Source organism: Clostridium novyi NT (genome assembly GCF_000014125.1).
GTDB classification, from domain to species: domain Bacteria; phylum Bacillota; class Clostridia; order Clostridiales; family Clostridiaceae; genus Clostridium_H; species Clostridium_H novyi.
The window spans coordinates 2201839-2227756 of the sequence record NC_008593.1 but is presented as its reverse complement, the minus strand read 5'-3'; the positions used below and the strand labels follow the sequence as shown (position 1 = coordinate 2227756).

Genomic DNA, 25918 nt, shown 5'->3' with positions numbered 1-25918 from the left:
TAATTATAAATAAGTAAAGAAGTGAAAAAAATATGAATACAAAAGTTAGTTATTTAGATTTAAATAACTTAGATGAAAAGGTTATGAAAGAAACGGGAGAAATAATAAGAAGTGGTGGACTTGTAGCATTTCCAACAGAGACTGTATATGGTCTTGGTGCTAATGCATTAGACTCTGAAGCTGTAAAAAAAATATTTATAGCAAAAGGAAGACCACAAGATAATCCTCTTATAGTTCATATAGCAGATTTTAATATGGATGATCTAGTTAAAGATATACCAGCTATTGCGAAAAAGATTATGGATAAGTTTTGGCCAGGACCATTAACTTTAATTATGAAAAAATCAGATAAGATACCTGATGTAACAAGTGCAGGACTTGATAGTATAGGTATTAGAATGCCATCAAGCATAGTTGCAAGAGAGCTTATAAAAAAAGCAGGAGTTCCTATTGCGGCTCCATCTGCTAATATATCTGGAAAACCAAGTCCTACTAATATCGAAAGATGTATAGAAGATTTGGATGGGAAAGTTGAAGCCATAATTGGAGGAGAAAAGTGCGATGTAGGACTTGAATCTACTATAGTTGATTGTACTGTAGAACCTCCATGTATATTAAGACCCGGTGGAATAACATTAGAAATGTTAAGAGAAATAGAGCCTAATATATACATAGATCCAGCTATTATGAAAAAAGCAGATAAAAACTTAAAACCTAAAGCTCCAGGTATGAAATACAGACATTATGCTCCAAAAGCGCCTGTTAAAATTGTAGCTGGAAATTTAGAAAAAAGTATTGCAAAAATCAATGAAATGGTGCAAAATTATATAGATGATGGTAAGGTAGTTGGTATTATGTCAACAGATGAGCATAAAGATAACTATTCAAATGCTATAGTAAAGTCATTAGGAAGTAGAAAAGACTTAAACAGTGTAGCTCATAATTTATTTAAAACTTTAAGTGAATTTGATAGTGAAAAAGTAGACATAATAATATCAGAGGCATTTGAGGAAGAGGAAATTGGAATTGCTATCATGAACAGGCTAAAAAAAGCTGCTGGTTTTGATATAGTATATGTAAGTTAAGAGTTTATTAAGTTTTAAGGAGGTGCAGTATGAATATATTGTTTGTTTGTACAGGAAATACATGCAGAAGTTGTATGGCAGAAGTTATTTTCAATGAAATATCAGATATAAAAGAAGTTACGGCATATTCAGCGGGTATTTCAATTGTTCATGGAAGTAAAACATCTTCTAATACTGCAGACCTTATAAAAACTAATTTTAATTTAGATATAAGTAATAGAGTTGCCAAGCAATTAGTGCCTGATGATTTGGAAAAGAATGATTTGATTTTAACCATGACAAAGTATATGGAAGGACTTTTAAAAAATGCTTTTCCTGAGCAGAGTCATAAAATATATAGTTTAAATTCATTAGTTGGTATTGAGTATGATATATCTGATCCATTTGGTGGAAACATTCAAGTGTATCAGAATACTTTTCATTCTCTTAAAAAGAGTATAGAGTTATTGATTAATAAATTAAAAGAAGATAGTGGTAATTAATACTAGTGTCTTCTTTTTTTGCATAAAACATTAAATTAGGAGGAAAAATCTATGAAAATAGCTATAGGATGCGATCACGGTGGAGTGGAGCTAAAGAAAACTGTAATTGAACATTTACAAGAAAAAGGAATAGAAGTTAAGGATTTTGGAACTTACACTGAAGAATCTTGTGATTATCCAGAATACGGACAAAAGGTAGCAGAAGAAGTTGTAGCGAAAAATTATGATTTTGGTATAGTTATATGTGGAACTGGTATTGGTATAAGCATATCTGCAAACAAAGTTCCAGGAGCAAGAGCTGCATTATGTCACGATACATTTAGTGCACATGCAACTAGAGAACACAATAATGCTAACATACTTGCATTAGGAGCTAGAGTAACAGGACCAGGACTTGCTTTAGATATAGTTGATGCTTTCTTAGGAGCAACTTTTGAAGGTGGAAGACACGAAAGAAGAATAGATAAAATATCTGAAATTGAAAAGAAGTATTCAAAATAGTTAAATTAAATAAAATTTATATATAATTTTAAACAATTTATTTTTAGGGGGAATTTTTTATGAGTAAAGTAACACAAATAGCACATCCTTTAATATTACATAAACTAGCTATTATAAGAAATAAAAACACAGGATCTAAAGATTTTAGAGAACTTGTAGAAGAAGTAGCTATGTTAATGGCTTATGAAGTTACACGTGACTTACCATTAGAAGAAGTTGAAATTGAAACACCTATATGTAAGACAAAATGCAAAATGCTTTCAGGAAAGAAAATGGCTATAGTTCCTATATTAAGAGCTGGTCTTGGAATGGTAGACGGTATGTTAAAACTTATACCAGCTGCTAAAGTGGGGCACATAGGAATGTATAGAGATGAAGAAACATTCAAACCTGTAGAATATTTCTGCAAGATGCCTCAAGATATACATGAAAGAGATATAATTGTAACAGATCCAATGTTAGCTACAGGCGGATCAGCAATAGATGCTATTAACGCTCTTAAGAAAAGAGGAGCTAAAAGCATAAGATTAATGTGTTTAATATCTTCACCAGAAGGAATTAAAGCAGTTATGGATGCACATCCAGATGTTGATATATATGTTGGAGATATAGATGAAAGATTAAATGAACATGGATATATAATACCAGGTCTTGGAGATGCTGGAGATAGATTATTTGGAACTAAATAGTCATATAAAAGAGAAAGGGTTAGGGAGATTATGTCCTAACCCTTTCATGCGTTTTGTGGGAAAATTCATAGTATTTATGAAAAATTAATAATAAAGTGTAAGTGGTGTACAGAGTAATACAAAATACATCATAAAACTTAATCTTTTTTTAAACTTCGGCTTTAAATCTTCCAATTATTTAATTTATAGTATAGAATATTATAGGATAGATATATTACAATTATACAAAAGTAGAGGGTTAATATGGAAAGAATAGATAAATGTAATTATTACTTGGATATTTGTCAAACAATATTAGAAAGAGGAACTTGTCTTAGAAGAAATTTTGGAGCTATAATCGTAAAAAATGATGAAATAATTTCTTCAGGATATACAGGTGCGCCTAGAGGCAGAAAAAATTGTTCTGACTTAAAGCGTTGTAGAAGAGAAGAGTTAAATGTAGAAAGAGGAACAAGATATGAACTTTGCAGATCTGTTCATGCAGAACAAAATGCAATTATATCAGCTAGAAGACAAGATATGTTAAATGGTGTTTTATATCTTGTTGGAAAAGAAGTGGCTACTGGAGAATTAGTAAAAAATGCGGCACCTTGTTCTCTTTGTAAAAGATTCATTATAAATGCTGGAATAAGCAAGGTTATTATAAGAGATACAATGACTAATTATAGGGTTATAGATGTAGAAGAGTGGATAGAAAATGATGATTCTCTAAACGGAGACGGCTCATACTAACAAAAGGAAGGTTATAATTAAATTATGGATAGAATAACGGTTTTAACATTAATTGCAGTGTTGATATCATTTATATTGACACCTTTTATGAAAAAGATTGCTTTTTATGTAAAGGCATTAGATGTTCCTAAAGACAAAAGGAAGATACATAAAAAGCCAATTCCTCTATTGGGAGGGGTTGCAATATATTTATCATTTTTAATAACTTTATTGTTGAAAAGTGGTAGTTTGCATAAGTCTGAAAAAGGATTGTTAATTGGAGCTACAATAATTGTTATTGGTGGACTAATAGATGATTTAAAGGATATAAAACCTTGTATAAAACTTTTATTTCAATTAGCTGCGGCTATTTCTCTTGTGGCATTTGATATAAATATAATTAGAATAACCAATCCTTTACCAACAAGTAGAGCATTTTTAGATTTAGGATGGCTCTCAATACCAATAACTATATTTTGGGTGGTGGGAATTACAAATGCATTAAATTTAATTGATGGATTAGATGGCTTAGCAGCTGGGGTGTCCTTTATTTGCTCTGTTACTATATTTATAATAGCTGCATTAAATGGAAGACATGAAGCAGCACTTCTTACTGCAGTGTTAAGTGGAGCTATATTTGGATTTTTACCATATAATTTTAATCCAGCATCTATATTTATGGGTGATACGGGATCACAATTGCTTGGATTTTTACTTGCAGCAATATCTTTAGAAGGAACTATAAAATCAGCAACTGCCTTTGCAATAGCGGTACCAATACTTGCTTTTGGACTTCCTATATATGATACAATGTTTGCTATGATTAGAAGAAAAGTTAACGGAAAACCTATAATGCAAGCTGACAGAGGACATTTACATCACAGATTATTAGATATGGGATTAAGTCAAAGACAGGTTGTTGTAATTATGTATTTAATAAGTGCAGTTCTTGGTGGAATCTCTATTATTGCAATGCAAATAAGCAGTACTAGAGCATACTTCTTGTTAACTGTAGTAATAATTATAATTACATTTGCTGCGTGGAAATATGGATTCTTTAAAAAGAGAGATTAAGTAAAGTTTGGAGGGAAACAAGTGAAAAAGTTAAAAGTAATGAGTGTATTTGGAACTAGACCAGAGGCTATAAAAATGGCACCACTTGTTAAAGAATTAGAGAAAAACAGTAGTATTGAGTCAAAAGTATGTGTTACAGCGCAACATAGAGAAATGTTGGATCAAGTTTTAACTCTTTTTAATATAGTACCTGACTATGATTTGAACTTGATGAAAAGAAAACAAAGTCTTAATAGCATAACTACGGATGTGTTAAATAGCTTAGGTGATATTTTAAGTGCGGAAAAACCAGATATTATTTTAGTACATGGAGATACTACAACTACTTTTGCTTCGGCACTTGCGGCTTTTTATAATAAAATAAAAGTTGGGCATGTAGAGGCTGGACTTAGAACTTATGATAAATATTTCCCTTTTCCTGAAGAAATGAATAGAAAGCTTACAGGAGCTATAGCAGATTTACATTTTGCACCTACTTCTAGAAATAAAGACAATTTATTGAAGGAAGGAGTAGTTGAGAACGATATTTTTGTAACAGGCAACACTGTAATAGATGCCATGAATTATACTATTCAGGAAAATTATACCTTTGAAAATAAAGTCCTAAATAACATTAATTACAATAAAAAAGTAATAATGGTTACTGCTCACAGAAGAGAGAACTGGGGAGAAGGAATAGAGAATATATGTAAAGCCTTATTAGAAATAAAAAAGGGTAATAAGGATGTTGAGATTGTATATTTAGTTCATTTAAATCCCGTTGTGCGAGATGTTGTGTACAAATATTTAGATGGGGTAGAAGGAATACATTTATTAGAGCCACTAGATACTAAGGAAACTCATAATTTAATGAAAAAGAGTTATTTTATAATGACTGATTCAGGCGGAATACAAGAAGAGGCGCCACATTTAGGAAAACCTGTGTTAGTTCTTAGAGATGTAACTGAAAGAATTGAGGCTGTAGAAGCAGGGACTGTAAAAATTGTTGGTGTAAATACTGAAAATATAGTGAAAGAAGCCAATAAATTATTGTCGCATAAAAAAGAATATGAAGTTATGAGTAAAGCTGTTAACCCTTATGGTGATGGTAAAGCTTCTGAAAAAATTGTAGAAAATATAATAAATTACTTCCAAAGCAAATAGATAAAAATTATATATAATTCAAAATATTGGGATAAATTATATATAATTGAAATTCACAAATAAATGTTAAAAAAATAACAAATTTATGTTGAATAAAGACGAATAACCATGTATAATAAAAGAGAAGAAAAAATTATGGAAAATTATATTATGGGAGTTGATATTATGAAGGAAGTAGTTATTGCAAGTGCGGTAAGAACAGCTATAGGAAGTTATGGTGGAGCGTTAAAGGATGTTCCTGCAGTTAAACTTGGTGAAATCGTTGTCAGAGAAGCGCTAAAAAGAGCTAATGTAAAACCTGAACAAGTAGATGAAGTGATTCTTGGACATGTATTACAAACAGCACAAGGACAAAACACAACAAGACAAGTAATAATAAATTCAGGAATTCCTAAAGAAGTAGCAGGATTTACTATAAACAAGGTTTGTGGATCAGGTTTAAGAGCAGTTTCATTAGCGGCTCAACTTATAAAAACAGGAGATGTAGATATAATCGTTGCAGGTGGAATGGAAAACATGTCAGCTACTCCATATGCTTTACCAGGTGGTAGATGGGGACAAAGAATGTTTGATGGAAAAATCATAGATACTATGGTTAAAGACGGTCTTTGGGATGCATTTAACCAATATCACATGGGAATAACTGCAGAAAACATAGCAGAACAATGGGGAATCACTAGAGAAGAACAAGATGCTTTTGCATTAAGATCTCAAAACTTAGCTGAAAAAGCAGTTAAATCAGGAAGATTTAAAGATGAAATAGTTCCAGTTGTTATTAAAACTAGAAAAGGTGAAAAAGTAGTTGATACAGATGAATTCCCAAGATTCGGAACAACTGCTGAGGCTTTAGCAAAATTAAAACCTGCATTCAAAAAAGATGGTGGTACAGTTACAGCAGGAAATGCTTCAGGTATCAATGATGGAGCAGCAGCATTAGTTGTAATGAGTGCTGATAAAGCTAAAGAATTAGGAATAAAACCACTAGCTAAAATAGTATCTTACGGTTCAAAGGGTGTTGATCCAAGCATAATGGGATATGGACCATTTGGAGCAACTAAAAAAGCTCTTGAAGTTGCAGGATTAAAAGTTGAAGATTTAGACTTAATAGAAGCTAATGAAGCTTTCGCAGCTCAAAGTATAGCAGTTGCTAGAGATTTAGGATTTAACATGGATATAGTAAATGTAAATGGTGGAGCTATAGCATTAGGACACCCAATCGGATGCTCAGGTGCAAGAATACTTGTTACACTATTACATGAGATGGAAAAAAGAGATGCTAAAAGAGGACTTGCTACACTTTGCATAGGTGGAGGAATGGGAACAGCTCTTATAGTTGAAAGATAGATTGTTTATATTAAAGTCATATTATAAAAAAAGGGAAGCTTATTTCCCTTTTTTTATATTTTTAATTTAAATATAAAATTTAATTAAAAAATTTTTTATGAAAATATTGAATAAAAAGCAATAAGTTCATTCAAACTATATTTGATGTAGTTAATTAATATATGTATATTCATTGGTATAACAGCAATGTATTTGTTTACATTAAATTTATATGCTAAAATATGCATTTAAAATATTCAGAAAATTATGAAAAAAGGTTAAATGGAAATTAACTTTATCGAAAGCGATAGAAAAATATGTAATTGAGTAGCAATCTCTAATAAATTAAGGATATATGTGTTTAATATTATATCTTTAGAAAATTTAACGATTTATTAAAGTTTTTAAAGTTTGAATGTAAAATTAAGAGTAATATAATTATCCTTATTATATTACTTGTTTAGGAGGAGAAATGAATAAAGACCATGAAGTTTATACTATGATAAAACAAATGAAGTATTTAGATATTGTTGTTTTATCTATACTAGTAATTATTTGTTACATTATAAATAAGAAGTATATTGCAATTTGTACTCTTGGCTTTATGGTTTCAGTTTTAAGTTTTTATTTAAATGCATATGTTACAGAATATGTTTTTAATAAAAATTTAGAAAAAAGTAACCAAATAACAATTTTAAGTTATTATATAAGAATATTTTTAATAAGTATTATAGGAATTGCAGTATTTACATACAATAGATTTAACATAATAGCTTATATATTAGGTTACACATTTCGTTTTTTCTCCTTAATTCTTTATGCTTTAGTTATAAAGAAATAATACTAGAGGGGGTGATGTAATAAATGGAGGAAGGTAAAGTTTTTTACTTGAATCTAGCTAACTATAAGATTGCTATTTCAAATATAGTAGTGATCCAATGGGCGATAATACTAATAACATTATTAATATGTATTATGGTTACTAGAAAGCTTAAAAAGATACCTGGTAAAAGACAAACTGCAGTAGAAATGTTTGTTTCAGGTATCAAGGATATCATAAAAAATATTATGGGAGAAGAAGCAGTAGTATTTACCCCGTATATAGGCACACTAGTTATATTCTTATTAGTAATGAATTTAGCTGGTTTAGTGGGAATAGAACCCCCAACAAAAGATTTTAGTGTAACTTGTGGAGTTGCAGCAATAAGTTTTATAGTAATACAAGCTTATGCAATAAAGAAACAAGGACTAGGAGGTTACTTAAAGGGATATACTAATCCTATTTGGGTGTTGTTCCCTATAAATATAATGGAAAGAGTAATGCTTCCAGTATCATTGAGTCTAAGACTATTTGGTAATATGACAGCTGCTGTAGTCATAATGGACTTGGTTTATAAAGGGCTTTCAAGTTTACCACTTCCATTTGGAATTGCTCAACTTGGAATACCAATTCCATTACATTTTTATTTTGATGTATTTGATGGTGGATTACAGATGATTATATTTACTATGCTTACAATGATAAACATTAAGATAATATCAGAACACTAAAACAAAAATGTAAATTTTTAATTTTTATTTAGGAGGAGTATATTTATGATAAGTTCACAAGCGTTTGTAGCAGGAATGTGTGCAATAGGAGCTGGATTAGCATCAATTGCATGTATAGGTGGTGGTATTGGAACAGGTAATGCTACAGCTAAAGCAGTAGAAGGAGTTTCAAGACAACCAGAAGCTAGTGGTAAAATATTAAGTACTATGATTATAGGTAGTGCGTTATCAGAAGCAACAGCTATATATGGCTTCTTAATAGCTATATTATTAGTATTAAAAATTGGAAATATAGGTTAAAATCAGCTTGGCAACAGATGAGCCTGAAGGGAGGCTTTGGTTATAAATGAATTTTTCAATACCTACATTTGTTTGGACAATAATAAACTTCTTATTACTTCTAGTAGTACTTTCCTATTTCTTATTTAAACCTGTCAATGAAATTATTGATAAAAGAAGTAAGGACATTGAAGGCGATATAGAACAGGCCAGAATAGATAAAGATAAGGCCGAGGAACTTAGAATTGCAAATGAGGAAGAATATAAAGCAGCTAAAAAAGAAGGAAAAATAATAGTTGAAAATTATAAAGCAAAGGCTGAAAATGTTTCAGAGGAAATTATTTCGGATGCCCACAAAGAAGCAGAAATTATTATTGAAAGGGCTAAAAAAGAAATCCAAAGAGAAAGAGAAAAAGCAGAGTATGAAATCAAAAATAAAACTATAGAACTATCTCTAGAGTTATCTAAAAAAGCTTTAGAAAGATCTATAGACGAAAAGATGCATAGAGAGCTTATAGAAGAATTCATTTCTAAGGTAGGAAATTAACTATGTATGAATATTTAGATAGAAGATATGCCCTTGCTTTGTATGAAGTTGCTGAGAAAAATGGGAAAATAGATCAGTATATAGAAGAGTTAAAACAGATTGTTGATTTAATTAAAAACAATGAAGAACTTTCTAAGATAGTGCATCATCCACAAATAACTACATCTAAAAAGAAGAAAATATTTAAAGAAATATTTACTGGAAAGATTGATGATGAGTTACTAGCTTTTCTATTGATACTTATAGAGAAAGATAGAATTTTATATTTAAAAGAAAAAATAAGAGAAATGGAAAAGATTCATTTAGAGAAACAAAATAAACTGGTTGCTCATGTAAAAAGTGTTGTTTCCTTAAATGAAGAAGAAAAACAGAGCCTAATCGATAAGTTATCTAAAAAATATAACAAAACAATAATCCTAAAAGAAGAGTTGGATGAAACTCTTATAGGTGGGGTATATGTAAGAATAGGTGATGATGTGATTGATGGAACTATAAAAGGGAAATTCGAAGAAATAAGAAAAAAAGTAATGAAGAATTAAACGTAGAAAAGAGGTGGAACTATGAATGTTAAACCTGAAGAGATTACTTCAATAATAAAAAAGCAAATAGAAAGTTATGAACATAAAATCCAAACTGTAGACTCAGGTACTATAATCCAAATAGGTGATGGTATTGCAAGAGTATACGGAATTGAGGATTGTATGGAAGGAGAACTTCTAGAATTCCCAAATGATGTTTATGGTATGGCGCTAAACCTTGAACAAGATAACGTAGGTTGTGTTTTGCTAGGACCTGAAAAGGGAATAAAAGAAGGAGACGTAGTAAAAAGAACAGGTAGAGTAGTTGAGGTTCCAGTAGGAGAAGCGTTAATAGGAAGAGTTGTAAATGCATTAGGTCAACCTTTAGATGGAAAAGGACCTATAAAATGCACTCAAACTAGAGCTATTGAACTTGAAGCTCCTGGAGTTATTGAGAGAAAATCAGTAAAAGAACCTCTTCAAACTGGTATAAAAGCAATAGATTCAATGGTTCCAATTGGTAAAGGACAAAGAGAACTTATAATTGGAGACAGACAAATAGGAAAGACTGCAATTGCAATTGATACTATAATAAATCAAAAGGATAAAAATGTTAAATGTATATATGTAGCTATAGGACAAAAACAATCAACTGTAGCACACATAGTTAACACTTTAACTGAAATGGGAGCTATGGATTATACAATTGTAGTATCATCTACAGCATCAGATTCAGCACCACTTCAATTTTTATCACCATATTCAGGATGTAGTATGGCAGAATACTTCATGTTAAAGGGCGAAGATGTACTTATTATATATGATGACTTGTCTAAGCACGCAGTAGCTTATAGAACAATGTCACTATTACTTCGTAGACCACCAGGAAGAGAAGCGTATCCTGGAGATGTATTCTATATTCACTCTAGACTTCTAGAAAGAGCAGCTAAACTTTCAGATAAACTAGGTGGAGGATCAATTACAGCACTACCAATAATAGAAACACTTGCAGGAGACGTTACAGCATATATACCAACAAACGTAATTTCAATTACAGATGGTCAGATATTCCTTGAATCAGAACTTTTCTATGCAGGACAAAAACCAGCAGTTAATGCCGGTATATCTGTATCACGTGTTGGTGGTAATGCTCAAATTAAAGCAATGAAACAAGTTTCTGGAACTTTAAGACTAGAACTTGCCCAATATAGAGAACTTGCGGCATTTGCTCAATTTGGATCAGACCTTGATAATTCATCTAAAGAAAGACTTGAAAAAGGTAAGAGATTAGTTGAAATATTAAAGCAAGATCAATATAAGCCTATGCCAGTAGAAAAACAAATAATAATTTTATATGCAGCTGTTAATAACTACTTATCTGATATAAAAGTTAGTGATATTAGAACTTTCGAAAGAGAATTCTTAGAATATGTAGATACTCACTACAGAGACTTAGGTCAAAAAATATTAGATAAAAAAGAACTAACAGATGATATTAAAGGAGAACTTAATACTGCTATTCAAGAATTCAAAAAAGTGTTCTTGGCATAGAATTATTTTGTAACCTTAGGAGGTGAAGTATGGCGGGCGCAGGGTTAATTGCTATAAAAAGAAGGATTAAATCTATAAATAATACTAAGAAAATAACAAAAGCTATAGGACTTGTTGCCACCTCTAAACTAAGGAAAGCTAGACAAAAGTTAGAACTTAATAATGCTTATTATAGTTCAGTTAATGAAATTATGAATGGAATATTAGCCGATAAGAACTTAGAAAAGGGTATATATTTCAAAGATAATGGAGTTAATAAAAAATTGTATATAGTAATTACCTCAGATTCTGGTTTATGTGGAGGATTTAATGGTAATGTAATTGCAAAAACTTTAGAAACAATATCCGGTGATAGGGAAAATAGTGTCATTATTACTGTAGGTAAAAAGGGAAGAACCTATCTTAAGAAATTTAAGATAGATTCTATTGCCGAATTTGTTGAGATACCTGAAATTCCAACTTTAAAGGAAGTAAAGGCTATCTTAGAAAAAGCTTTAAATCTTTATATGAATAAAGAAATATCAGAAATCAATGTAGTATATACTCATTTTGTAAGTTCTGTAAAGCAAGAAGCTAAAGTTAAAAAGATATTACCAATAACTATGGAAGAGGACAGTGAACAAACAAGTACTTTCGTAGAATTTGAGCCAGATAAAAATATAGTTTTAGAAGGTATTTCAGAGTTATATTTAAAACAAACTTTACTTAACTTAATGTTAAACTCTAAGACAAGTGAAGAATCTGCTAGAATGACTGCAATGGACGGTGCTACAAGTAATGCTAATGATTTATTAGATAAACTTAACTTGCAGTACAACAGAATTAGACAAAGTAGTATAACTCAAGAAATATCAGAAATAGTAGGTGGAGCACAAGCTCAAGAGTAAGGGAGGTATATCATGCCGGATAATAATGTAGGTAGAGTTGTACAGGTAATAGGACCTGTTATAGATATAAAATTTGATTCTGACTGCCTTCCTAATATTTATAATGCTATAGAAATTGATATGGGTGATAGAATTCTTATAACTGAAGTAGAACAACACATAGGAGATGACGTTGTAAGAACTATCGCTATGGAATCTACAGAAGGCTTAAAAAGAGGTATGAAAGCCGTTAATACTGAAAAGCCAATATCAGTACCTGTAGGAAGTGAGATATTAGGAAGATTGTTCAACGTATTAGGAAAAACTATAGATGAAGAGGGCGAATTTAAAGCTGAAGAATATTATCCAATTCATAGACCAGCCCCAACTTTTGAAGAACAATCAGTTGAACCTGAGATGTTTGAAACTGGTATAAAAGTTATAGACTTAATAGCACCTTATCAAAAAGGTGGTAAGATAGGTCTATTTGGAGGAGCTGGAGTAGGTAAAACAGTATTAATTCAAGAATTAATCAACAATATAGCGAAGGAACACGGTGGATTATCTGTATTTACAGGAGTTGGAGAAAGAACAAGAGAAGGTAATGACCTTTACTATGAAATGAAAGAATCTGGTGTTATAAATAAAACAGCACTAGTATTTGGTCAAATGAATGAGCCACCTGGAGCAAGAATGAGAGTTGCTCTTACAGGACTTACTATGGCAGAATATTTCAGGGATCAAGGACAAAACGTACTTTTATTCATAGACAACATATTTAGATTCACTCAAGCAGGTTCAGAGGTGTCAGCTTTACTTGGAAGAATACCTAGTGCCGTTGGATACCAACCAACACTAGCAACAGAAATGGGTGCGCTTCAAGAAAGAATAACATCTACAAAGCATGGTTCTATAACATCAGTTCAAGCAGTATATGTTCCTGCTGACGACTTAACAGACCCAGCACCAGCTACTACTTTTGCCCATCTTGATGCTACAACAGTTTTATCAAGAAGCATAGCTGAACTTGGTATATATCCTGCAGTTGATCCACTAGAATCTACTTCAAGAATATTAGATCCTAGAGTTATAGGACAGGAACACTATGATGTTGCTATTAATGTTAAACATATATTAGAAAGATATAAAGAACTTCAAGATATTATAGCAATATTAGGTGTTGATGAACTTTCAGAAGAAGATAAACTAGTAGTATCAAGAGCGAGAAAGGTACAAAGATTCTTATCTCAACCATTTACTGTAGCAGAACAATTTACAGGTATGAAGGGTAAATTTGTTCCTGTAAAAGAAACTGTTAGAGGATTTAAAGAGATAATAGAAGGTAAATATGATGATGTGCCAGAAGCGGCCTTCCTATTTGTTGGATCTATAGAAGAAGCTTTAGAAAAAGCTAAGACTATGTCATAATAATAGGAGAGATAACTATGGCAAAAACATTTAAATTAAAAATAGTTACTCCAGAAAAGATATTCTTTGAAGGAGAAGCTGAAAAAATTAATTTAGAAACTACTGAAGGCAAAACTGAAATATTAGCTAATCACTCAGCATTCATAGCAATGCTAGTACCAACTAACTCAAAACTTATTACAGACAAAGGAGAGGAAAAGAAATTTTTCTTATCATCTGGAATCTTAAAAGTTAATACAGAGGAAGTTGTAATACTTTGTGATGCAGCAGAGTGGCCAGAAGAAATAGATAAAAAAAGAGCGGAGGAAGCTAAAAAAAGAGCGGAAGAAAGACTATCTAAAAAAGATGGTGTTGATATAAAAAGAGCTGAATTCGCATTAATGAGAGCAATAAAAAGAATAGAGATGGTATAAAGCTATCCAAAAATAAAGTGGTGTAAACGACAAATTGTCATTTACACCACTTTATTTTTGCACATTTTTATATGTAAAATTATATATTAATAGTATATTTTAGGTATATATTACCTGAGGTATGTTAATAATCTAAAGAGAAAACAGGGAGGGGTAAACATGGATAATAAGATAAGAAACATAGTGGTGTTTTTTATAAGCGCAATAGCCATACTTTTAAATTACAAAATATCTTATGCATATAAAAATATAAACTTTTTTGATGAAATAATAGAGACTACTAGAAGTAATGTGGAGGAATATGGAGTTGAAACTCATTTTACAACAAAAATAAATGGACAAGAGTTAATAAGTTACTTTAAGCATGAAATTATTAATAATTATAATGGTCATACTTCTATATGTAAAAATAACGAGAATTGTGATATTAAATTTAGTTATGGAAACAGTACAAAAGGACTTATATCAATAGAAAATTTAAATTCTAATCCATTAGTAAAAATAAGAATTACTGAAAAAGAAAAATACAATAATTTAGAGCAAATAAATAAATGGGTTAAAAACATAGAAAATAAGATATCAGAAGAAGAAAACATAAATTATCAATATTTAAAAGCTAAATTACCTAAATGCAATTTAAATAAAGTAAATGAAAACCTAATAGGATTACTAAAAAGTAAAGGGGCTAAAAATATTGATTCTATAGAGATAAATAATGGATTTACTACTTGTGCATATACTCGTCAATATAAACCTAAGAAAATTAATGGTAAATTGATGGATTTTAATTATGCATTAAGTAATTATTCTTCAGGAGAATATATTACAATCGGAACTCCTGAAATAATTACAACCTACTAGCTAAGCAACAATGAAATGGAGAGGATATAAGTGGAAAAGATATTAATAAAAGGTGGTAAAAAGCTTAGAGGGGAAGTTAATATAAGTTCAGCTAAAAATGCTATTCTTCCAATAATAGCAGCTAGTATATTATGTGCAGATAAATGCACAATAAAAAATACTCCTATGTTAAATGATGTATTTGTAATAAGTGATGTACTAAGAGATTTAAATGCTGATATACACATAAATTGTAAAGATAATGTAATGACAATAGATACTAAAAATGTTATAGATAAAGAACCTAATAGTGAACTTGTAAGAAAAATGAGAGCATCATTTCTTATTATGGGTCCTATGATTGCTAGATTCGGAAAGTTTAGATTATCATTGCCTGGAGGATGTAATATAGGTACTAGACCTATTGATTTGCACTTAAAGGGATTTTCGGCACTAGGAGCAACAATAAATGTTGGACATGGCTATGTAGAAGCCTCAGCAGATAAATTAGTAGGAAATAAGATATATTTAGATTTTCCATCAGTAGGTGCTACGGAAAATATAATGATGGCATCGGTATTTGCAGAAGGACAAACGATAATAGAAAATCCAGCAGGAGAGCCTGAAATACAAGATTTAGCGAATTTTTTAAATGCTATGGGAGCTAAAGTAAAAGGTGCGGGAACTGATAGAATTATAATAGATGGAGTTAAAGAATTAAAAGGAACAGAGTATACTCCTATTCCAGATAGAATTGAAGCTGGAACATTTATGGTTGCTGCAGCAATAACAAAAAGTAAAATAAAATTAAATCATGTAAACATTGCTCATTTAAATCCTATTATAGCTAAGTTAGATGAAATAGGAGTTGGTATTGAAAAGCACAACAATAGCATAATTGTAAATGGAGATAATAACTTAAAACCAGCAGATATAAAGACAATGCCATATCCAGGATTTCCAACAGATATGCAAGCACAAGTAATGAGCCTTTTATGTACAATAGAAGGTACTAGTGTTATAACTGAAACTATTTTTGAAAATAGATTTATGCATGTTTGTGAGCTTAAGAGAATGGGAGCAAACATAAAAATAGATGGAAGGTGTGCAGTTATTGAGGGGGTGAACAAGTTAACAGGGTGTGAAGTTAAAGCAACTGATTTAAGGGCAGGAGCAGCATTAATATTAGCTGGACTTGCGGCAGAAGGATGTACAAAGATAGGAAATATATATCATGTGGACAGAGGATATGTAAATATAGAAAACAAACTTTTAGGATTAGGTGCGGATGTAAAGAGAATACAGGAATAGAAGAATAATTTTTTAATAGTTATAGACTGTGAGTTTATTTATAAATAGAGTATAAATTCGCAGTCTATTTTTATATAAAATTTTAATAATCAGTAATATATGAGTTGTAGATTTAATACAAATATACTAATCTTGCGAAATTTAAAGATAAGGAGAAACTTAATGAAAAAGGTTATTTTAAGTATAGTATTAGTTATAGTATTTATCATGGGGCTTTCAGTGTTTATAGTAGGGGTAGGAACTCATGAGGAAAGTTCAAATACAAATAAAAAGTATGTTCCTAAGGCTGAAAGTAAGATAAAGTCTAGTTACAGTAAAGATGAATTAAAAATGAAGGTGTACATAACAAAAAAGAAGACTATAGATTCAATTGACCTTGAGGACTATGTTAAGGGAGTTGTATCAGCGGAAATGCCAGTAGAATTTCCATTAGAAGCATTAAAATCTCAAGCAGTTGCAGCTAGAACATATGCCCTAGCACACAAAGAAGCTTTTGGTGCAGGAAATGCGCCTAAAGCTCATGGGGGAGACGTAAATGATACTACTGATTTTCAAGTTTTCATGTATAAAGATGAAAGGCTTAAAATGTGGCCTAAAAGTAAAAGAAAAGAATTCTGGGACAAAATTACACAGGCTGTAAAAGAAACAGAGGGTGAAGTTTTATCTTATGATGGAGAATTGGTCATGAGTCCCTATTACTTTTCTACAAGTGGTGGTAAAACAGAAGATGCAGTAAATGTATTTAATAAAGAAATACCATATTTAAAAAGTGTTGATAGTCCTGGAGAGGAAAAAGCACATAAATATATTTCAAGTAAAACAGTTAATTGTGATTATGCAGCTGATAAATTAAATAGTTGGAATTCAAGTTGTAATGTAAAATCAAAAAAATTAAAAAATCAAATAAGCATATTAGAAAAAAGTAAAGCAGGAACTGTAATGAAGATTAAGATTGGGGAAAAAACTATAAGTGGAAGTAAGTTTAGAAGTATTATGGGATTAAATTCATCTAATTTTGATATAGCATTTAAAAATAATAATATGATTATAACTTGTAGAGGATATGGACATGGGGTTGGAATGAGTCAATGGGGCAGTAAAGCTATGGCAAACAAGGGATATGACTATAATGAGATTTTAAAGCATTATTACAAAGGGACTGATGTAATAAAATTAAATGTTAAAAAATAAATAGTATATAGGTTGGATAAGTTTTGGGTTATTGGTAAGAATCATTACTAATAACCTTTTTTATATACATAAAATCGAAATATGTCTAAAAGTAATGGAAAAAGAGGAAAAATTTTTAATAAAAAAATGTATTTTTTATTTGCTAACGGACAAACTACAAAAAGGAGGTGTTTTTATGGAAAACAAGGATAATAAAAAAAGTTTTACTAATTTTTTAAAGAAACAAGGCTTTTATATAGCTCTATTTGTTTGTTTAACTGTATTAGCTGTAGTTACAGCAATAACAGCAAGCAATACTAAAGAAGCTAGAAAGGTTGCCAAAAATGAAGCTACTAATAATGTACAGCAAAAACAAAATCAAAAGATGAACTCAAAAACAAAGGATGCTCTATTACAAGAAGATAAAAAGATAGATAACGCTGTTGAGGTAAAAAATAATTCAAAACAAAAGAAAAATGTTGCAAATAATTCAAAAAAAGAAGTTTCAGTTTCTAAAGTATCACAAACTAATTTCATAAAACCAGTTGAAGGAAAGGTTGCTATGAAATATTCAGAAACACCAGTATGGTGGGAAACTTCAAAATCATATAGACCAAACTTTGGAATAAACATAAATGCAAAAGTAGGTACAGCTGTAAAAGCTATTGCAGATGGAAAAGTTAAAAAGGTAGATAACAATGGTTCTTTTGGAACAACAGTAGTTATTTATCACCCAGAAAGCGGAAAAACTAGTGTCTATGGAAATTTAGATAAAAAACTAAAGGTTAAAAAAGGCGACAAAGTAACACAAGGACAAGAAATAGGATCAATTGGAAAGACTTCCTTAAGAGGTATGTCACAAGAAGTAGGTAGTGATTTCTTACATCTTGAAATACTTAAAAAAGCAGATGGAGATCCTCAATTTGCAAGTGAAAATCCAGAAAAATATATAAAATATTAATTTATCTTAAGTACACATTTAAAAGCCATTTTCCGAGTCTATTCGGAAGATGGCTAAATAATAAGTAGACATAGTAATTTAAAAGAAAATAAATGCATATTTATAAATATATAAGGTTAAGGAGGTAGCAATTACTTTGAAAGATTACATTGAAGAAAGAGTGCTAGAAGTCGCAAAGTATATAATCGAATCTAAAGCTACAATAAGGAAAACAGCTAAAGTTTTTGGCGTAAGTAAAAGTACGATACACAAAGATATGACTGAAAGATTACCTAAAATAAATCCACAAGTAGCCAAAGAGGCTAAGGATGTGTTAGATTTAAATAAATCAGAGAGACATATAAGAGGTGGAAAAGCCACTAGAATGAAATATAAAACATTAGAAGGTTAAAAAAAATCCTGTTTTTATGCGAAATATAAGTAATTTTATGTAATCCTATGGAATAAATCAACATAAACGTATATAATAAGTATAGATAATGTCATAGAGTAGAATATATAGCAAAGAGCAGGAGTGAAAATTGGAATGTTTTTCAGAATGAGTACAGATATGGGGATAGATTTAGGTACAGCCACAGTACTAGTTTATATTAAAGGAAAAGGAATTGTATTACAAGAACCATCAGTTGTCGCTATTGATAGAAATAAAAACAAGGTTTTAGCAGTTGGAGAAGAAGCAAGACAAATGATAGGAAGAACACCAGGAAATATAGTAGCTATTCGTCCTTTGAAGGATGGAGTTATATCTGATTATGATATAACTGAAAGAATGTTAAAACATTTTATTAGAAAAGCATGTGGAAAGAAAAAAGTAGGAGCTCCAAGGGTTGTTATATGTGTTCCATGTGAAGCTACAGAGGTGGAAAAAAGAGCTGTAAAAGATGCAGCAGTAAATGCTGGAGCTAAAAAAGTGTTCTTAATAGAAGAACCTTTAGCGGCTGCTATTGGATCTGGTCTTGATATAACTAAGGCAAGTGGTAATATGGTTATTGATATTGGTGGAGGAACTACTGATATTGCGGTAATCTCATTAGGCGGTATGGTTGTTAGAAATTCAATTAAAATTGCCGGAGATAATTTTGATGAAGATATAATAAAATACATAAGAAAAAAACACAAGCTTATGATAGGCGAAAGAACAGCGGAACAATTAAAAATAAACATAGGTACTGCATTTAAGAGAGAAGAAAATGCAACAATGGATATCAAGGGAAGAGATTTGGTTACTGGTCTTCCTAAGAATTTAACAATAACATCAGAAGAGATGAGAGAAGCTCTAAGTGAATCTGTTAATGCTATTGCAGAATGCACTCACTCAGTACTAGAAAAAACTCCACCAGAACTTGCAGCTGATATAGCTGATAAAGGTATTGTTATGACTGGTGGCGGAGCTTTATTACATGGTTTAGATAAATTAATTGAACAAGTAACAAAAGTTCCTGTATCTGTTGCAGAAGAATCTGTTTCATCAGTGGCACTTGGTACTGGAAATGTACTAAAGTTCTTAGATAAAATAGATGCATCTTATAAAGGAAGAGATATAAACTTAATAGATTAATCTATACTTAATATAAAACGCCCTATAATTTTATTATAGGGCGTTTTATATTCCACTCAATCATTATATCTATTTTTTAGCTGATAAAGATAATATGCATGTATTAAAGAATGTACAATAACTTTTGACATATTAACAATAAGATCTAATCTTATATTTCTATTGGTAAATAGTTCATTAGAATCGCTAGAATCTACAATACCTATTATGGAGGTTTTACCTACGTTAGGAAGTGATTTTCCAACACCTTTTCCAGGGTGAATAGGGGATGTTCTAGCTTGAATTTCTCCTATATTTTTTTCGTTACCTAAACAAGCATCTATGCCTATTATATTGCAATTTGGATATAAATGTTTTATTTCTTTTAATTTTTTATCTATGTTTAAAGCATGTATTGGATTAGAAATTGTTCCGTACACTTTTAGAGGAAAGTTTTTAAGAGTTAACATAGTACCTACTAAAGGTCCTAGACAATCCCCTATACATCTATCTGTACCAATACATACAATAATAGTATCTTCGTTAATGTAATCTTTAAAAAAATAGGCTATTTCATAATAAGATAAATTATCATCATAGTGAACTCGAACTTTATTCAAAAGCCACACCTCCTTGATAATTTATATGTAAGGCTTTTAAACATTATGAAAGTCAAAAAGAAAAAGGTTGAATTTGTATCAACCTTTTATTGTAAAAGAAAAATTTATTTAATTTTTTTATGCCATATATTAAGTTGCTCTATATTTGAAAGTGAATTAAGAAGATTATTTTTTAATCCTGGTATATCTTTTTCAAGAGAATATGTAAGATCCTTCATATATTCTCTTTTAGTAAACCCATTTGCAGGACAAGGGTTTTCAACTATAGGTATATTAGAGTTCTTAATAAATGTTTTTATGTTTTGTTCATCAATGTAAATCATAGGTCTTATTATATGAAGATCTGTACGGCTTAAATATGTGTCAGGTGAAAATGTATTTATACGACCTTCATAGAACATGGACATAAGTAAAGTTTCAATAGCGTCATTTTTATGATGTCCTAAAGCTACTTTATTACAGCCAAGTTTTTTAGCATGATCATTTAGAGAACCTCTTCTTAAATTTGCACATAAAGAGCAAGGGTTAGATTCTTTTCTTATATCAAAAACTATTTCCTTGATTTTAGTTTTAAATAAATAATATGGAACATTTAATTCTTTACAAATTCTTATCATTTCAGAAAAGTCTGCCCCAGCACCTGGATCTAAAGTGATTGCTATTAGCTCAAAAGGTTCTGGAGAAAATCTTTTGTATGCGTTAAGTAAATATAATAAAGTTATGCTATCCTTACCACCGGATAAACCTACAGCTATTTTGTCACCAGCTTGAATTAAATCAAAATCGACTACAGCTCTACGTAGTCTGCTTAATAATTTTTGCATATGTATCCTCCAAATTAAATGAAATTATGAACCTTATTATAATATAGTAAACTACACAAATAAAGAGGGGAAAATATGAATATTTAAAATCAAATACATGAGTAAAAATGAGAATAATGGTGAAAAATGAATAAAATAAAAGAAAATCTGTTTAAATAGATAAAAATGACGTTTGAAATAAATTAAATATCAATGTATACTAATATTCGTTGGCGCGGGGAAGTGTCAACGAGAAAACAAAAGATAAAGTAAGCTGGCATGGCTCAACTGGTAGAGCAACTGACTTGTAATCAGTAGGTTCCGGGTTCAAGTCCTGGTGCCAGCACCAACAAGGAGGAATTCCCGAGTGGCCAAAGGGGGCAGACTGTAAATCTGTTGCGTTTCGCTTCGATGGTTCGAATCCATCTTCCTCCACCATTTATAAATGGGCGCATAGCTCAGCTGGGAGAGCATCTGCCTTACAAGCAGGGGGTCACAGGTTCGAGCCCTGTTGTGCCCACCATTTATAAAACAGTTGGCATAGATATTTCAAAACTAAATATGGAGGAATTCCCGAGTGGCCAAAGGGGGCAGACTGTAAATCTGTTGCGTTTCGCTTCGATGGTTCGAATCCATCTTCCTCCACCATCTAAGAGACATTAATATGTCTCTTATTTTATTTTGCATTAAAATATATATTATAAATTTGTATTAGTTTGTTATTATAACTTACAAATAACAGTATACTATTATTGACATAGTAATGTGTATATGTTAATATTAAATTCGAAAATTCAATATTGGATAAGTAACATCTTATCAAGAGAGGTGGAGGGAATGGCCCTATGAAGCCCGGCAACCAGTATATAAATAAATACTAAGGTGCTAATTCCTGCAGTATAATCTGCAAGATAAGAATTTAAAGTGATTAAACAACCTCTTCTTTTAAATTCTAAGAAGAGGTTTTATTTTTGGGAGGTATATATAAATGAGAAGATTATTTACTTCGGAGTCCGTTACAGAAGGACATCCAGATAAAATGTGCGACCAAATTTCTGATGCTATATTAGATGCTATATTAAAAAATGACCCAAATGGAAGAGTTGCTTGTGAAACAGCAGTAACTACAGGAATGGTTATGGTTATGGGAGAAATATCAACTAATTGTTATGTTGATATTCCTAAAGTTGTAAGAGAAGTTATTTCAGATATCGGATATACAAGAGCAAAATATGGCTTTGATGCAGAAACTTGTTCTGTATTAACATCTATAGATGAACAATCACAAGATATAGCTATGGGTGTTGATGAAGCTTTAGAATCAAGACAAGGACAAAAAGACGATGTAGAAGCAATTGGTGCTGGAGACCAAGGTATAATGTTTGGTTTTGCTACAAACGAAACAAAAGAATATATGCCACTACCAATTAACATGGCTCATAAACTTTCAAGAAAATTAGCTGAAGTTAGAAAGAATGGTACATTAGCATATTTAAGACCAGATGGTAAAACTCAAGTTACAGTTGAATACGAAGATAACAAACCAGTTAGAATAGATGCAGTAGTTGTATCTACACAACATGATCCAGAAGTTACTCAAGAACAAATTCAAAAGGATATTATGGAACATGTAATAAAGACTGTTGTACCTAATGAATGGTTAGATGACGAAACAAAATATTACATTAACCCAACAGGAAGATTTGTAATAGGTGGACCTCATGGAGATACAGGTCTTACAGGAAGAAAAATAATAGTTGATACATACGGCGGATCAGGAAGACACGGCGGTGGTGCTTTCTCTGGAAAAGACCCAACAAAGGTTGATAGATCAGCAGCTTATGCAGCAAGATGGGTTGCTAAAAACTTAGTTGCAGCAGGTGTTGCAGATAAGATCGAAATAGGTCTTGCTTATGCTATAGGAGTTGCTCGTCCAGTATCACTTTTAGTAAATACTTTTGGTACAGAAAAAATTGAAGATAGCAAAATAGTAGATATCGTAAATAAAGTTTTCGATTTAAGACCAGGAGCAATTATTAGAGATTTAGAATTAAAGAGACCAATATACAGGCAAACAGCTGCATACGGTCACTTTGGTAGAACTGATGTAGAACTTCCATGGGAACAATTAAATAAAGTTGACGAAATAAAAAAATACATCTAATTATATAAATGATTATAGAAAGACCAATGCCGAGTAGGTATTGGTCTTTTATTAGTTGAGAATAATATAGCTATATCTTATAATTAATTTAAATGAATTAAGTTTAGGAGAGGGTTTGCTATGACTGAGTTAAATGGAACTGTAGAAGGTATAGTATTTAAAAATGAAGAAAATGGTTATGTAGTAGCTCATGTAAAATCTAATAAAAAGAGAATAACTATAACAGGGTGTATACCATATGTAATGGAAGGTCAAAATCTAAAATTACAGGGTCAGTGGGTTAATCATCCTCACTTTGGACAGCAATTTAAAGTTACATCTTGCGAAGAAATAGTTCCAAATTCTTTAGAAGGAATAGAAAAATACTTATCTTCAGGTATTATATCAGGAATAGGACCTGTAACTGCGAAAAAAATAGTAGAACATTTTGGAGAAAAAACACTAGATGTATTAGATGAAGATATTGAAAAACTTAAAGAGATTGATGGGATAGGTACAAAAAAGATTGAAACCATAGCTAAATCATACTCAAAACAAAGAGAAGTAAGAAACATAATGGTGTTTTTACAGACTTATGGAGTAACAGCAAAGCAGTGTGTAAAGATACATAAAAAATATGGTCATGATTCTATTGCAGTTGTGAAACAAAATCCTTATACACTAACGGAAGATATATCAGGAATAGGATTTAAGACAGCAGATAAAATAGCCAGAAGCTTAGGGATTGAATCCAATTCACCTTTTAGAATTCAATGTGGTATAAAGTACATAGTAAATCAATTTTGTGGTATGGGAAATACATGTATGCCATTAGAAAAGTTATTAAAGCAATCAGTAGATGTGCTTGGGGTTAATGAAGAAGAAATTATGAATAACATTCAAGAGACAGTATTAAATGGAAAATTAAAAATTGAGACTATAAATAATGAAGAATATGTATTTACAATGCCTTATTATTACTGTGAATTGTCTGTTACAAGTAAAATATTGACTTTAAGCACAAGTGATTATGGAAAGTTAAATATAGATGTAGATGATAAAATACAAGAGTTCGAAAAAGATAATAATATAAGCTTTGCGCCTACTCAAATACAAGCTATAAAGGGTGCATTTGAAGGTGGAATTGAGATAATAACAGGGGGACCTGGTACGGGAAAAACCACTATAATAAAATGTATTACAGAGATATTTGAAAATGCCTCTATGACTGTATTTATGGCAGCTCCAACAGGAAGAGCAGCTAAAAGAATGAGTGAAGCTACAGGAAGAGAATCTAAAACAATACATAGATTATTAGAACTTGGATTTAGTGATGATGATAATATGGAATTTCTAAAAACAGAAGAATCGCCACTTCAATGTGATGTTGTAATAGTAGATGAAGCCTCAATGATAGATATACTGCTTATGAATAATCTCCTAAAGGCTATACCTATGGGAACTAGACTTATAATTGTGGGAGACGCAGATCAGTTACCGTCAGTTGGACCTGGAAATGTTCTTCGTGATCTAATAGAGAGTAAATGTATAAATGTAGTTAGATTAAGAGATATATTTAGGCAGGCTGAGGAAAGCATGATTGTAGTTAATGCACATAAAATAAACAATGGTGAAATGCCTATACTAAATAAAAAAGGAAAGGATTTTTATTTTTTAAACTCTCAAGAGTCGGACAAAATATTAGATACATTGGTGGGACTTATAGATAAAAGACTTCCTAACTTTAATCAAAATTGGAACAAAATAAAGGATATCCAAATACTATCTCCTATGAGAAAGGGACTTTTAGGAATAGAAAATTTAAATTTGAGACTTCAAGAAGTATTAAATCCTAAAGCTAAAGATAAAGACGAATTGGAATTTAGAGATGTAACATTTAGAGTTGGAGACAAGGTGATGCAAACAAAAAATAACTATAATCTAAAATGGACATCTATATATGATCATAGTGAAGAAGGGGTTGGAGTATTTAATGGGGATGTTGGATATATATTATCCATAAATGATGATAAGGTAACAGTGGTCTTTGATGAGGATAAAAAAGTTGTATATGATAATATGTATTTAGATGAATTAGAACTTGCTTATGCTATGACAGTTCATAAAAGTCAAGGAAGTGAATTTCCTGTAGTTATAATGCCGGTGTTTATGGGACCGCCGCTTCTTATGAACAAAAATTTATTTTACACAGGAATTACAAGAGCTAAACAAATGGTAGTTTTAGTTGGGATAAATAAAGCAATTCACTTTATGATAAATAATAATAGAAGTTTTGACAGATATTCAGCTTTAAAATGGAGAATATTAAACATATTAGAAGAAAATTAAAAATATAAATAAGGAGGGCAGAT

At 30.8% G+C, this 25918-nt stretch carries 27 protein-coding genes, 4 tRNA genes and 1 riboswitch; of the genes, 29 read left to right on the top strand and 2 right to left on the bottom strand.

The annotated features are described in order from the left end of the window. Nucleotides 1-32: 32 nt before the first annotated feature. The 23 genes from NT01CX_RS10355 to NT01CX_RS10245 all read left to right on the top strand — a co-directional run bounded on the left by NT01CX_RS10355 (nucleotide 33) and on the right by NT01CX_RS10245 (nucleotide 20001). Nucleotides 33-1085, top strand: coding sequence for an L-threonylcarbamoyladenylate synthase (locus tag NT01CX_RS10355; RefSeq protein ID WP_011722990.1), 1053 nt, complete (start codon nucleotides 33-35; stop codon nucleotides 1083-1085). 29 nt (nucleotides 1086-1114) lie between these two features. Beyond that, nucleotides 1115-1567 carry a low molecular weight protein arginine phosphatase gene (locus tag NT01CX_RS10350; RefSeq protein WP_011722989.1) on the top strand — a complete coding sequence of 151 codons (453 nt, stop codon included), beginning with the start codon at nucleotides 1115-1117 and terminating at the stop codon, nucleotides 1565-1567. Between the two features lie 51 nt (nucleotides 1568-1618). Continuing rightward, nucleotides 1619-2068 (top strand): ribose 5-phosphate isomerase B, encoded by a 450-nt coding sequence (gene rpiB / locus NT01CX_RS10345; protein WP_011722988.1) that lies wholly within the window; start codon nucleotides 1619-1621, stop codon nucleotides 2066-2068. 59 nt (nucleotides 2069-2127) lie between these two features. After that, nucleotides 2128-2757: a uracil phosphoribosyltransferase gene (gene upp, locus NT01CX_RS10340; RefSeq protein ID WP_011722987.1), complete on the top strand. Its 630-nt coding sequence runs from the start codon at nucleotides 2128-2130 to the stop codon at nucleotides 2755-2757. A 243-nt stretch (nucleotides 2758-3000) separates the two neighbouring features. Then, nucleotides 3001-3489: a deoxycytidylate deaminase gene (locus tag NT01CX_RS10335; protein ID WP_011722986.1), complete on the top strand. Its 489-nt coding sequence runs from the start codon at nucleotides 3001-3003 to the stop codon at nucleotides 3487-3489. Between the two features lie 24 nt (nucleotides 3490-3513). Further along, nucleotides 3514-4542, top strand: a complete 1029-nt coding sequence (locus NT01CX_RS10330) for an MraY family glycosyltransferase (protein WP_011722985.1) — start codon at nucleotides 3514-3516, stop codon at nucleotides 4540-4542. 21 nt (nucleotides 4543-4563) lie between these two features. Continuing rightward, a complete protein-coding gene (wecB, locus tag NT01CX_RS10325) occupies nucleotides 4564-5685 on the top strand; it encodes a non-hydrolyzing UDP-N-acetylglucosamine 2-epimerase (protein ID WP_011722984.1) in 1122 nt (373 codons plus the stop codon). A 165-nt stretch (nucleotides 5686-5850) separates the two neighbouring features. After that, nucleotides 5851-7029, top strand: a complete 1179-nt coding sequence (locus tag NT01CX_RS10320; RefSeq protein ID WP_011722983.1) for an acetyl-CoA C-acetyltransferase — start codon at nucleotides 5851-5853, stop codon at nucleotides 7027-7029. A 451-nt stretch (nucleotides 7030-7480) separates the two neighbouring features. Next, nucleotides 7481-7849, top strand: coding sequence for an ATP synthase subunit I (locus tag NT01CX_RS10315; protein WP_011722982.1), 369 nt, complete (start codon nucleotides 7481-7483; stop codon nucleotides 7847-7849). Nucleotides 7850-7872: 23 nt separating this feature from the next. Beyond that, the gene (locus tag NT01CX_RS10310) at nucleotides 7873-8559 is read left to right on the top strand and encodes a F0F1 ATP synthase subunit A (protein WP_011722981.1); all 687 of its coding nucleotides are present in this window, start codon (nucleotides 7873-7875) and stop codon (nucleotides 8557-8559) included. A gap of 45 nt (nucleotides 8560-8604) precedes the next feature. Further along, complete coding sequence (gene atpE / locus NT01CX_RS10305; RefSeq protein WP_003364672.1) at nucleotides 8605-8859, top strand: ATP synthase F0 subunit C; 255 nt, start codon at nucleotides 8605-8607, stop codon at nucleotides 8857-8859. Nucleotides 8860-8905: 46 nt separating this feature from the next. Then, on the top strand, nucleotides 8906-9385 hold the full coding sequence (locus tag NT01CX_RS10300; protein ID WP_011722980.1) for a F0F1 ATP synthase subunit B: 480 nt from the start codon (nucleotides 8906-8908) through the stop codon (nucleotides 9383-9385). Nucleotides 9386-9387: 2 nt separating this feature from the next. After that, complete coding sequence (locus NT01CX_RS10295) at nucleotides 9388-9924, top strand: F0F1 ATP synthase subunit delta (protein ID WP_011722979.1); 537 nt, start codon at nucleotides 9388-9390, stop codon at nucleotides 9922-9924. Nucleotides 9925-9945: 21 nt separating this feature from the next. Next, the gene (gene atpA / locus NT01CX_RS10290; RefSeq protein WP_011722978.1) at nucleotides 9946-11454 is read left to right on the top strand and encodes a F0F1 ATP synthase subunit alpha; all 1509 of its coding nucleotides are present in this window, start codon (nucleotides 9946-9948) and stop codon (nucleotides 11452-11454) included. 29 nt (nucleotides 11455-11483) lie between these two features. After that, nucleotides 11484-12341, top strand: coding sequence for an ATP synthase F1 subunit gamma (atpG, locus tag NT01CX_RS10285; protein ID WP_011722977.1), 858 nt, complete (start codon nucleotides 11484-11486; stop codon nucleotides 12339-12341). 12 nt (nucleotides 12342-12353) lie between these two features. Next, nucleotides 12354-13748, top strand: coding sequence for a F0F1 ATP synthase subunit beta (gene atpD / locus NT01CX_RS10280; protein ID WP_011722976.1), 1395 nt, complete (start codon nucleotides 12354-12356; stop codon nucleotides 13746-13748). Between the two features lie 17 nt (nucleotides 13749-13765). Continuing rightward, entirely contained in the window at nucleotides 13766-14161 is a 396-nt protein-coding gene (locus tag NT01CX_RS10275; RefSeq protein ID WP_011722975.1) for a F0F1 ATP synthase subunit epsilon, read from the top strand. 159 nt (nucleotides 14162-14320) lie between these two features. After that, a complete protein-coding gene (locus tag NT01CX_RS10270) occupies nucleotides 14321-15022 on the top strand; it encodes a YwmB family TATA-box binding protein (RefSeq protein ID WP_011722974.1) in 702 nt (233 codons plus the stop codon). A 30-nt stretch (nucleotides 15023-15052) separates the two neighbouring features. Then, nucleotides 15053-16312: a UDP-N-acetylglucosamine 1-carboxyvinyltransferase gene (gene murA, locus NT01CX_RS10265; RefSeq protein WP_011722973.1), complete on the top strand. Its 1260-nt coding sequence runs from the start codon at nucleotides 15053-15055 to the stop codon at nucleotides 16310-16312. Nucleotides 16313-16474: 162 nt separating this feature from the next. Continuing rightward, nucleotides 16475-17503 (top strand): stage II sporulation protein D, encoded by a 1029-nt coding sequence (gene spoIID, locus NT01CX_RS10260; protein ID WP_011722972.1) that lies wholly within the window; start codon nucleotides 16475-16477, stop codon nucleotides 17501-17503. A gap of 175 nt (nucleotides 17504-17678) precedes the next feature. Further along, complete coding sequence (locus tag NT01CX_RS10255) at nucleotides 17679-18443, top strand: M23 family metallopeptidase (protein ID WP_011722971.1); 765 nt, start codon at nucleotides 17679-17681, stop codon at nucleotides 18441-18443. Nucleotides 18444-18579: 136 nt separating this feature from the next. Further along, nucleotides 18580-18834: a sporulation transcriptional regulator SpoIIID gene (gene spoIIID, locus NT01CX_RS10250; RefSeq protein WP_003364190.1), complete on the top strand. Its 255-nt coding sequence runs from the start codon at nucleotides 18580-18582 to the stop codon at nucleotides 18832-18834. 135 nt (nucleotides 18835-18969) lie between these two features. Continuing rightward, nucleotides 18970-20001 carry a rod shape-determining protein gene (locus NT01CX_RS10245; RefSeq protein ID WP_011722970.1) on the top strand — a complete coding sequence of 344 codons (1032 nt, stop codon included), beginning with the start codon at nucleotides 18970-18972 and terminating at the stop codon, nucleotides 19999-20001. 56 nt (nucleotides 20002-20057) lie between these two features. Here NT01CX_RS10245 and yyaC read toward each other — a convergent pair whose 3' ends face one another. Both yyaC and NT01CX_RS10235 read right to left on the bottom strand, forming a co-directional pair. Continuing rightward, nucleotides 20058-20600 (bottom strand): spore protease YyaC, encoded by a 543-nt coding sequence (yyaC, locus tag NT01CX_RS10240; protein WP_039243354.1) that lies wholly within the window; start codon nucleotides 20598-20600, stop codon nucleotides 20058-20060. Between the two features lie 104 nt (nucleotides 20601-20704). Next, nucleotides 20705-21424, bottom strand: a complete 720-nt coding sequence (locus tag NT01CX_RS10235; RefSeq protein WP_011722968.1) for a tRNA 2-thiocytidine(32) synthetase TtcA — start codon at nucleotides 21422-21424, stop codon at nucleotides 20705-20707. A 252-nt stretch (nucleotides 21425-21676) separates the two neighbouring features. On the opposite strand from NT01CX_RS10235, the gene NT01CX_RS10230 reads away from it, so the two are divergent. From NT01CX_RS10230 to NT01CX_RS10205, 6 genes are all read left to right on the top strand, one after another. Beyond that, nucleotides 21677-21752, top strand: a tRNA-Thr gene (locus NT01CX_RS10230). A 4-nt stretch (nucleotides 21753-21756) separates the two neighbouring features. Then, nucleotides 21757-21841 (top strand) — tRNA-Tyr (locus NT01CX_RS10225). 9 nt (nucleotides 21842-21850) lie between these two features. Next, nucleotides 21851-21926, top strand: a tRNA-Val gene (locus NT01CX_RS10220). A 40-nt stretch (nucleotides 21927-21966) separates the two neighbouring features. Continuing rightward, nucleotides 21967-22051: transfer RNA gene (locus tag NT01CX_RS10215), tRNA-Tyr, on the top strand. A 165-nt stretch (nucleotides 22052-22216) separates the two neighbouring features. Continuing rightward, a riboswitch (SAM riboswitch) is annotated at nucleotides 22217-22321 on the top strand. 70 nt (nucleotides 22322-22391) lie between these two features. Beyond that, nucleotides 22392-23567, top strand: coding sequence for a methionine adenosyltransferase (metK, locus tag NT01CX_RS10210; RefSeq protein ID WP_011722967.1), 1176 nt, complete (start codon nucleotides 22392-22394; stop codon nucleotides 23565-23567). Between the two features lie 120 nt (nucleotides 23568-23687). Then, nucleotides 23688-25895 carry an SF1B family DNA helicase RecD2 gene (locus NT01CX_RS10205; protein WP_011722966.1) on the top strand — a complete coding sequence of 736 codons (2208 nt, stop codon included), beginning with the start codon at nucleotides 23688-23690 and terminating at the stop codon, nucleotides 25893-25895. Nucleotides 25896-25918: the final 23 nt, after the last annotated feature.

Bases quoted from the DNA above. Each gene is read 5' to 3' on its own strand.
- NT01CX_RS10335 (WP_011722986.1), top strand. From the start codon at position 3,001: ATGGAAAGAATAGATAAATGTAATTATTACTTGGATATTTGTCAAACA.
- NT01CX_RS10350 (WP_011722989.1), top strand. From the start codon at position 1,115: ATGAATATATTGTTTGTTTGTACAGGAAATACATGCAGAAGTTGTATG.
- NT01CX_RS10300 (WP_011722980.1), top strand. From the start codon at position 8,906: ATGAATTTTTCAATACCTACATTTGTTTGGACAATAATAAACTTCTTA.
- atpG (WP_011722977.1), top strand. From the start codon at position 11,484: ATGGCGGGCGCAGGGTTAATTGCTATAAAAAGAAGGATTAAATCTATA.
- NT01CX_RS10320 (WP_011722983.1), top strand. From the start codon at position 5,851: ATGAAGGAAGTAGTTATTGCAAGTGCGGTAAGAACAGCTATAGGAAGT.
- NT01CX_RS10330 (WP_011722985.1), top strand. From the start codon at position 3,514: ATGGATAGAATAACGGTTTTAACATTAATTGCAGTGTTGATATCATTT.
- NT01CX_RS10355 (WP_011722990.1), top strand. From the start codon at position 33: ATGAATACAAAAGTTAGTTATTTAGATTTAAATAACTTAGATGAAAAG.
- atpA (WP_011722978.1), top strand. From the start codon at position 9,946: ATGAATGTTAAACCTGAAGAGATTACTTCAATAATAAAAAAGCAAATA.
- NT01CX_RS10205 (WP_011722966.1), top strand. From the start codon at position 23,688: ATGACTGAGTTAAATGGAACTGTAGAAGGTATAGTATTTAAAAATGAA.
- NT01CX_RS10245 (WP_011722970.1), top strand. From the start codon at position 18,970: ATGTTTTTCAGAATGAGTACAGATATGGGGATAGATTTAGGTACAGCC.
- NT01CX_RS10270 (WP_011722974.1), top strand. From the start codon at position 14,321: ATGGATAATAAGATAAGAAACATAGTGGTGTTTTTTATAAGCGCAATA.
- rpiB (WP_011722988.1), top strand. From the start codon at position 1,619: ATGAAAATAGCTATAGGATGCGATCACGGTGGAGTGGAGCTAAAGAAA.
- NT01CX_RS10255 (WP_011722971.1), top strand. From the start codon at position 17,679: ATGGAAAACAAGGATAATAAAAAAAGTTTTACTAATTTTTTAAAGAAA.
- NT01CX_RS10275 (WP_011722975.1), top strand. From the start codon at position 13,766: ATGGCAAAAACATTTAAATTAAAAATAGTTACTCCAGAAAAGATATTC.
- NT01CX_RS10315 (WP_011722982.1), top strand. From the start codon at position 7,481: ATGAATAAAGACCATGAAGTTTATACTATGATAAAACAAATGAAGTAT.
- NT01CX_RS10295 (WP_011722979.1), top strand. From the start codon at position 9,388: ATGTATGAATATTTAGATAGAAGATATGCCCTTGCTTTGTATGAAGTT.
- NT01CX_RS10235 (WP_011722968.1), bottom strand. From the start codon at position 21,424: ATGCAAAAATTATTAAGCAGACTACGTAGAGCTGTAGTCGATTTTGAT.
- atpE (WP_003364672.1), top strand. From the start codon at position 8,605: ATGATAAGTTCACAAGCGTTTGTAGCAGGAATGTGTGCAATAGGAGCT.
- metK (WP_011722967.1), top strand. From the start codon at position 22,392: ATGAGAAGATTATTTACTTCGGAGTCCGTTACAGAAGGACATCCAGAT.
- upp (WP_011722987.1), top strand. From the start codon at position 2,128: ATGAGTAAAGTAACACAAATAGCACATCCTTTAATATTACATAAACTA.
- atpD (WP_011722976.1), top strand. From the start codon at position 12,354: ATGCCGGATAATAATGTAGGTAGAGTTGTACAGGTAATAGGACCTGTT.
- NT01CX_RS10310 (WP_011722981.1), top strand. From the start codon at position 7,873: ATGGAGGAAGGTAAAGTTTTTTACTTGAATCTAGCTAACTATAAGATT.
- spoIID (WP_011722972.1), top strand. From the start codon at position 16,475: ATGAAAAAGGTTATTTTAAGTATAGTATTAGTTATAGTATTTATCATG.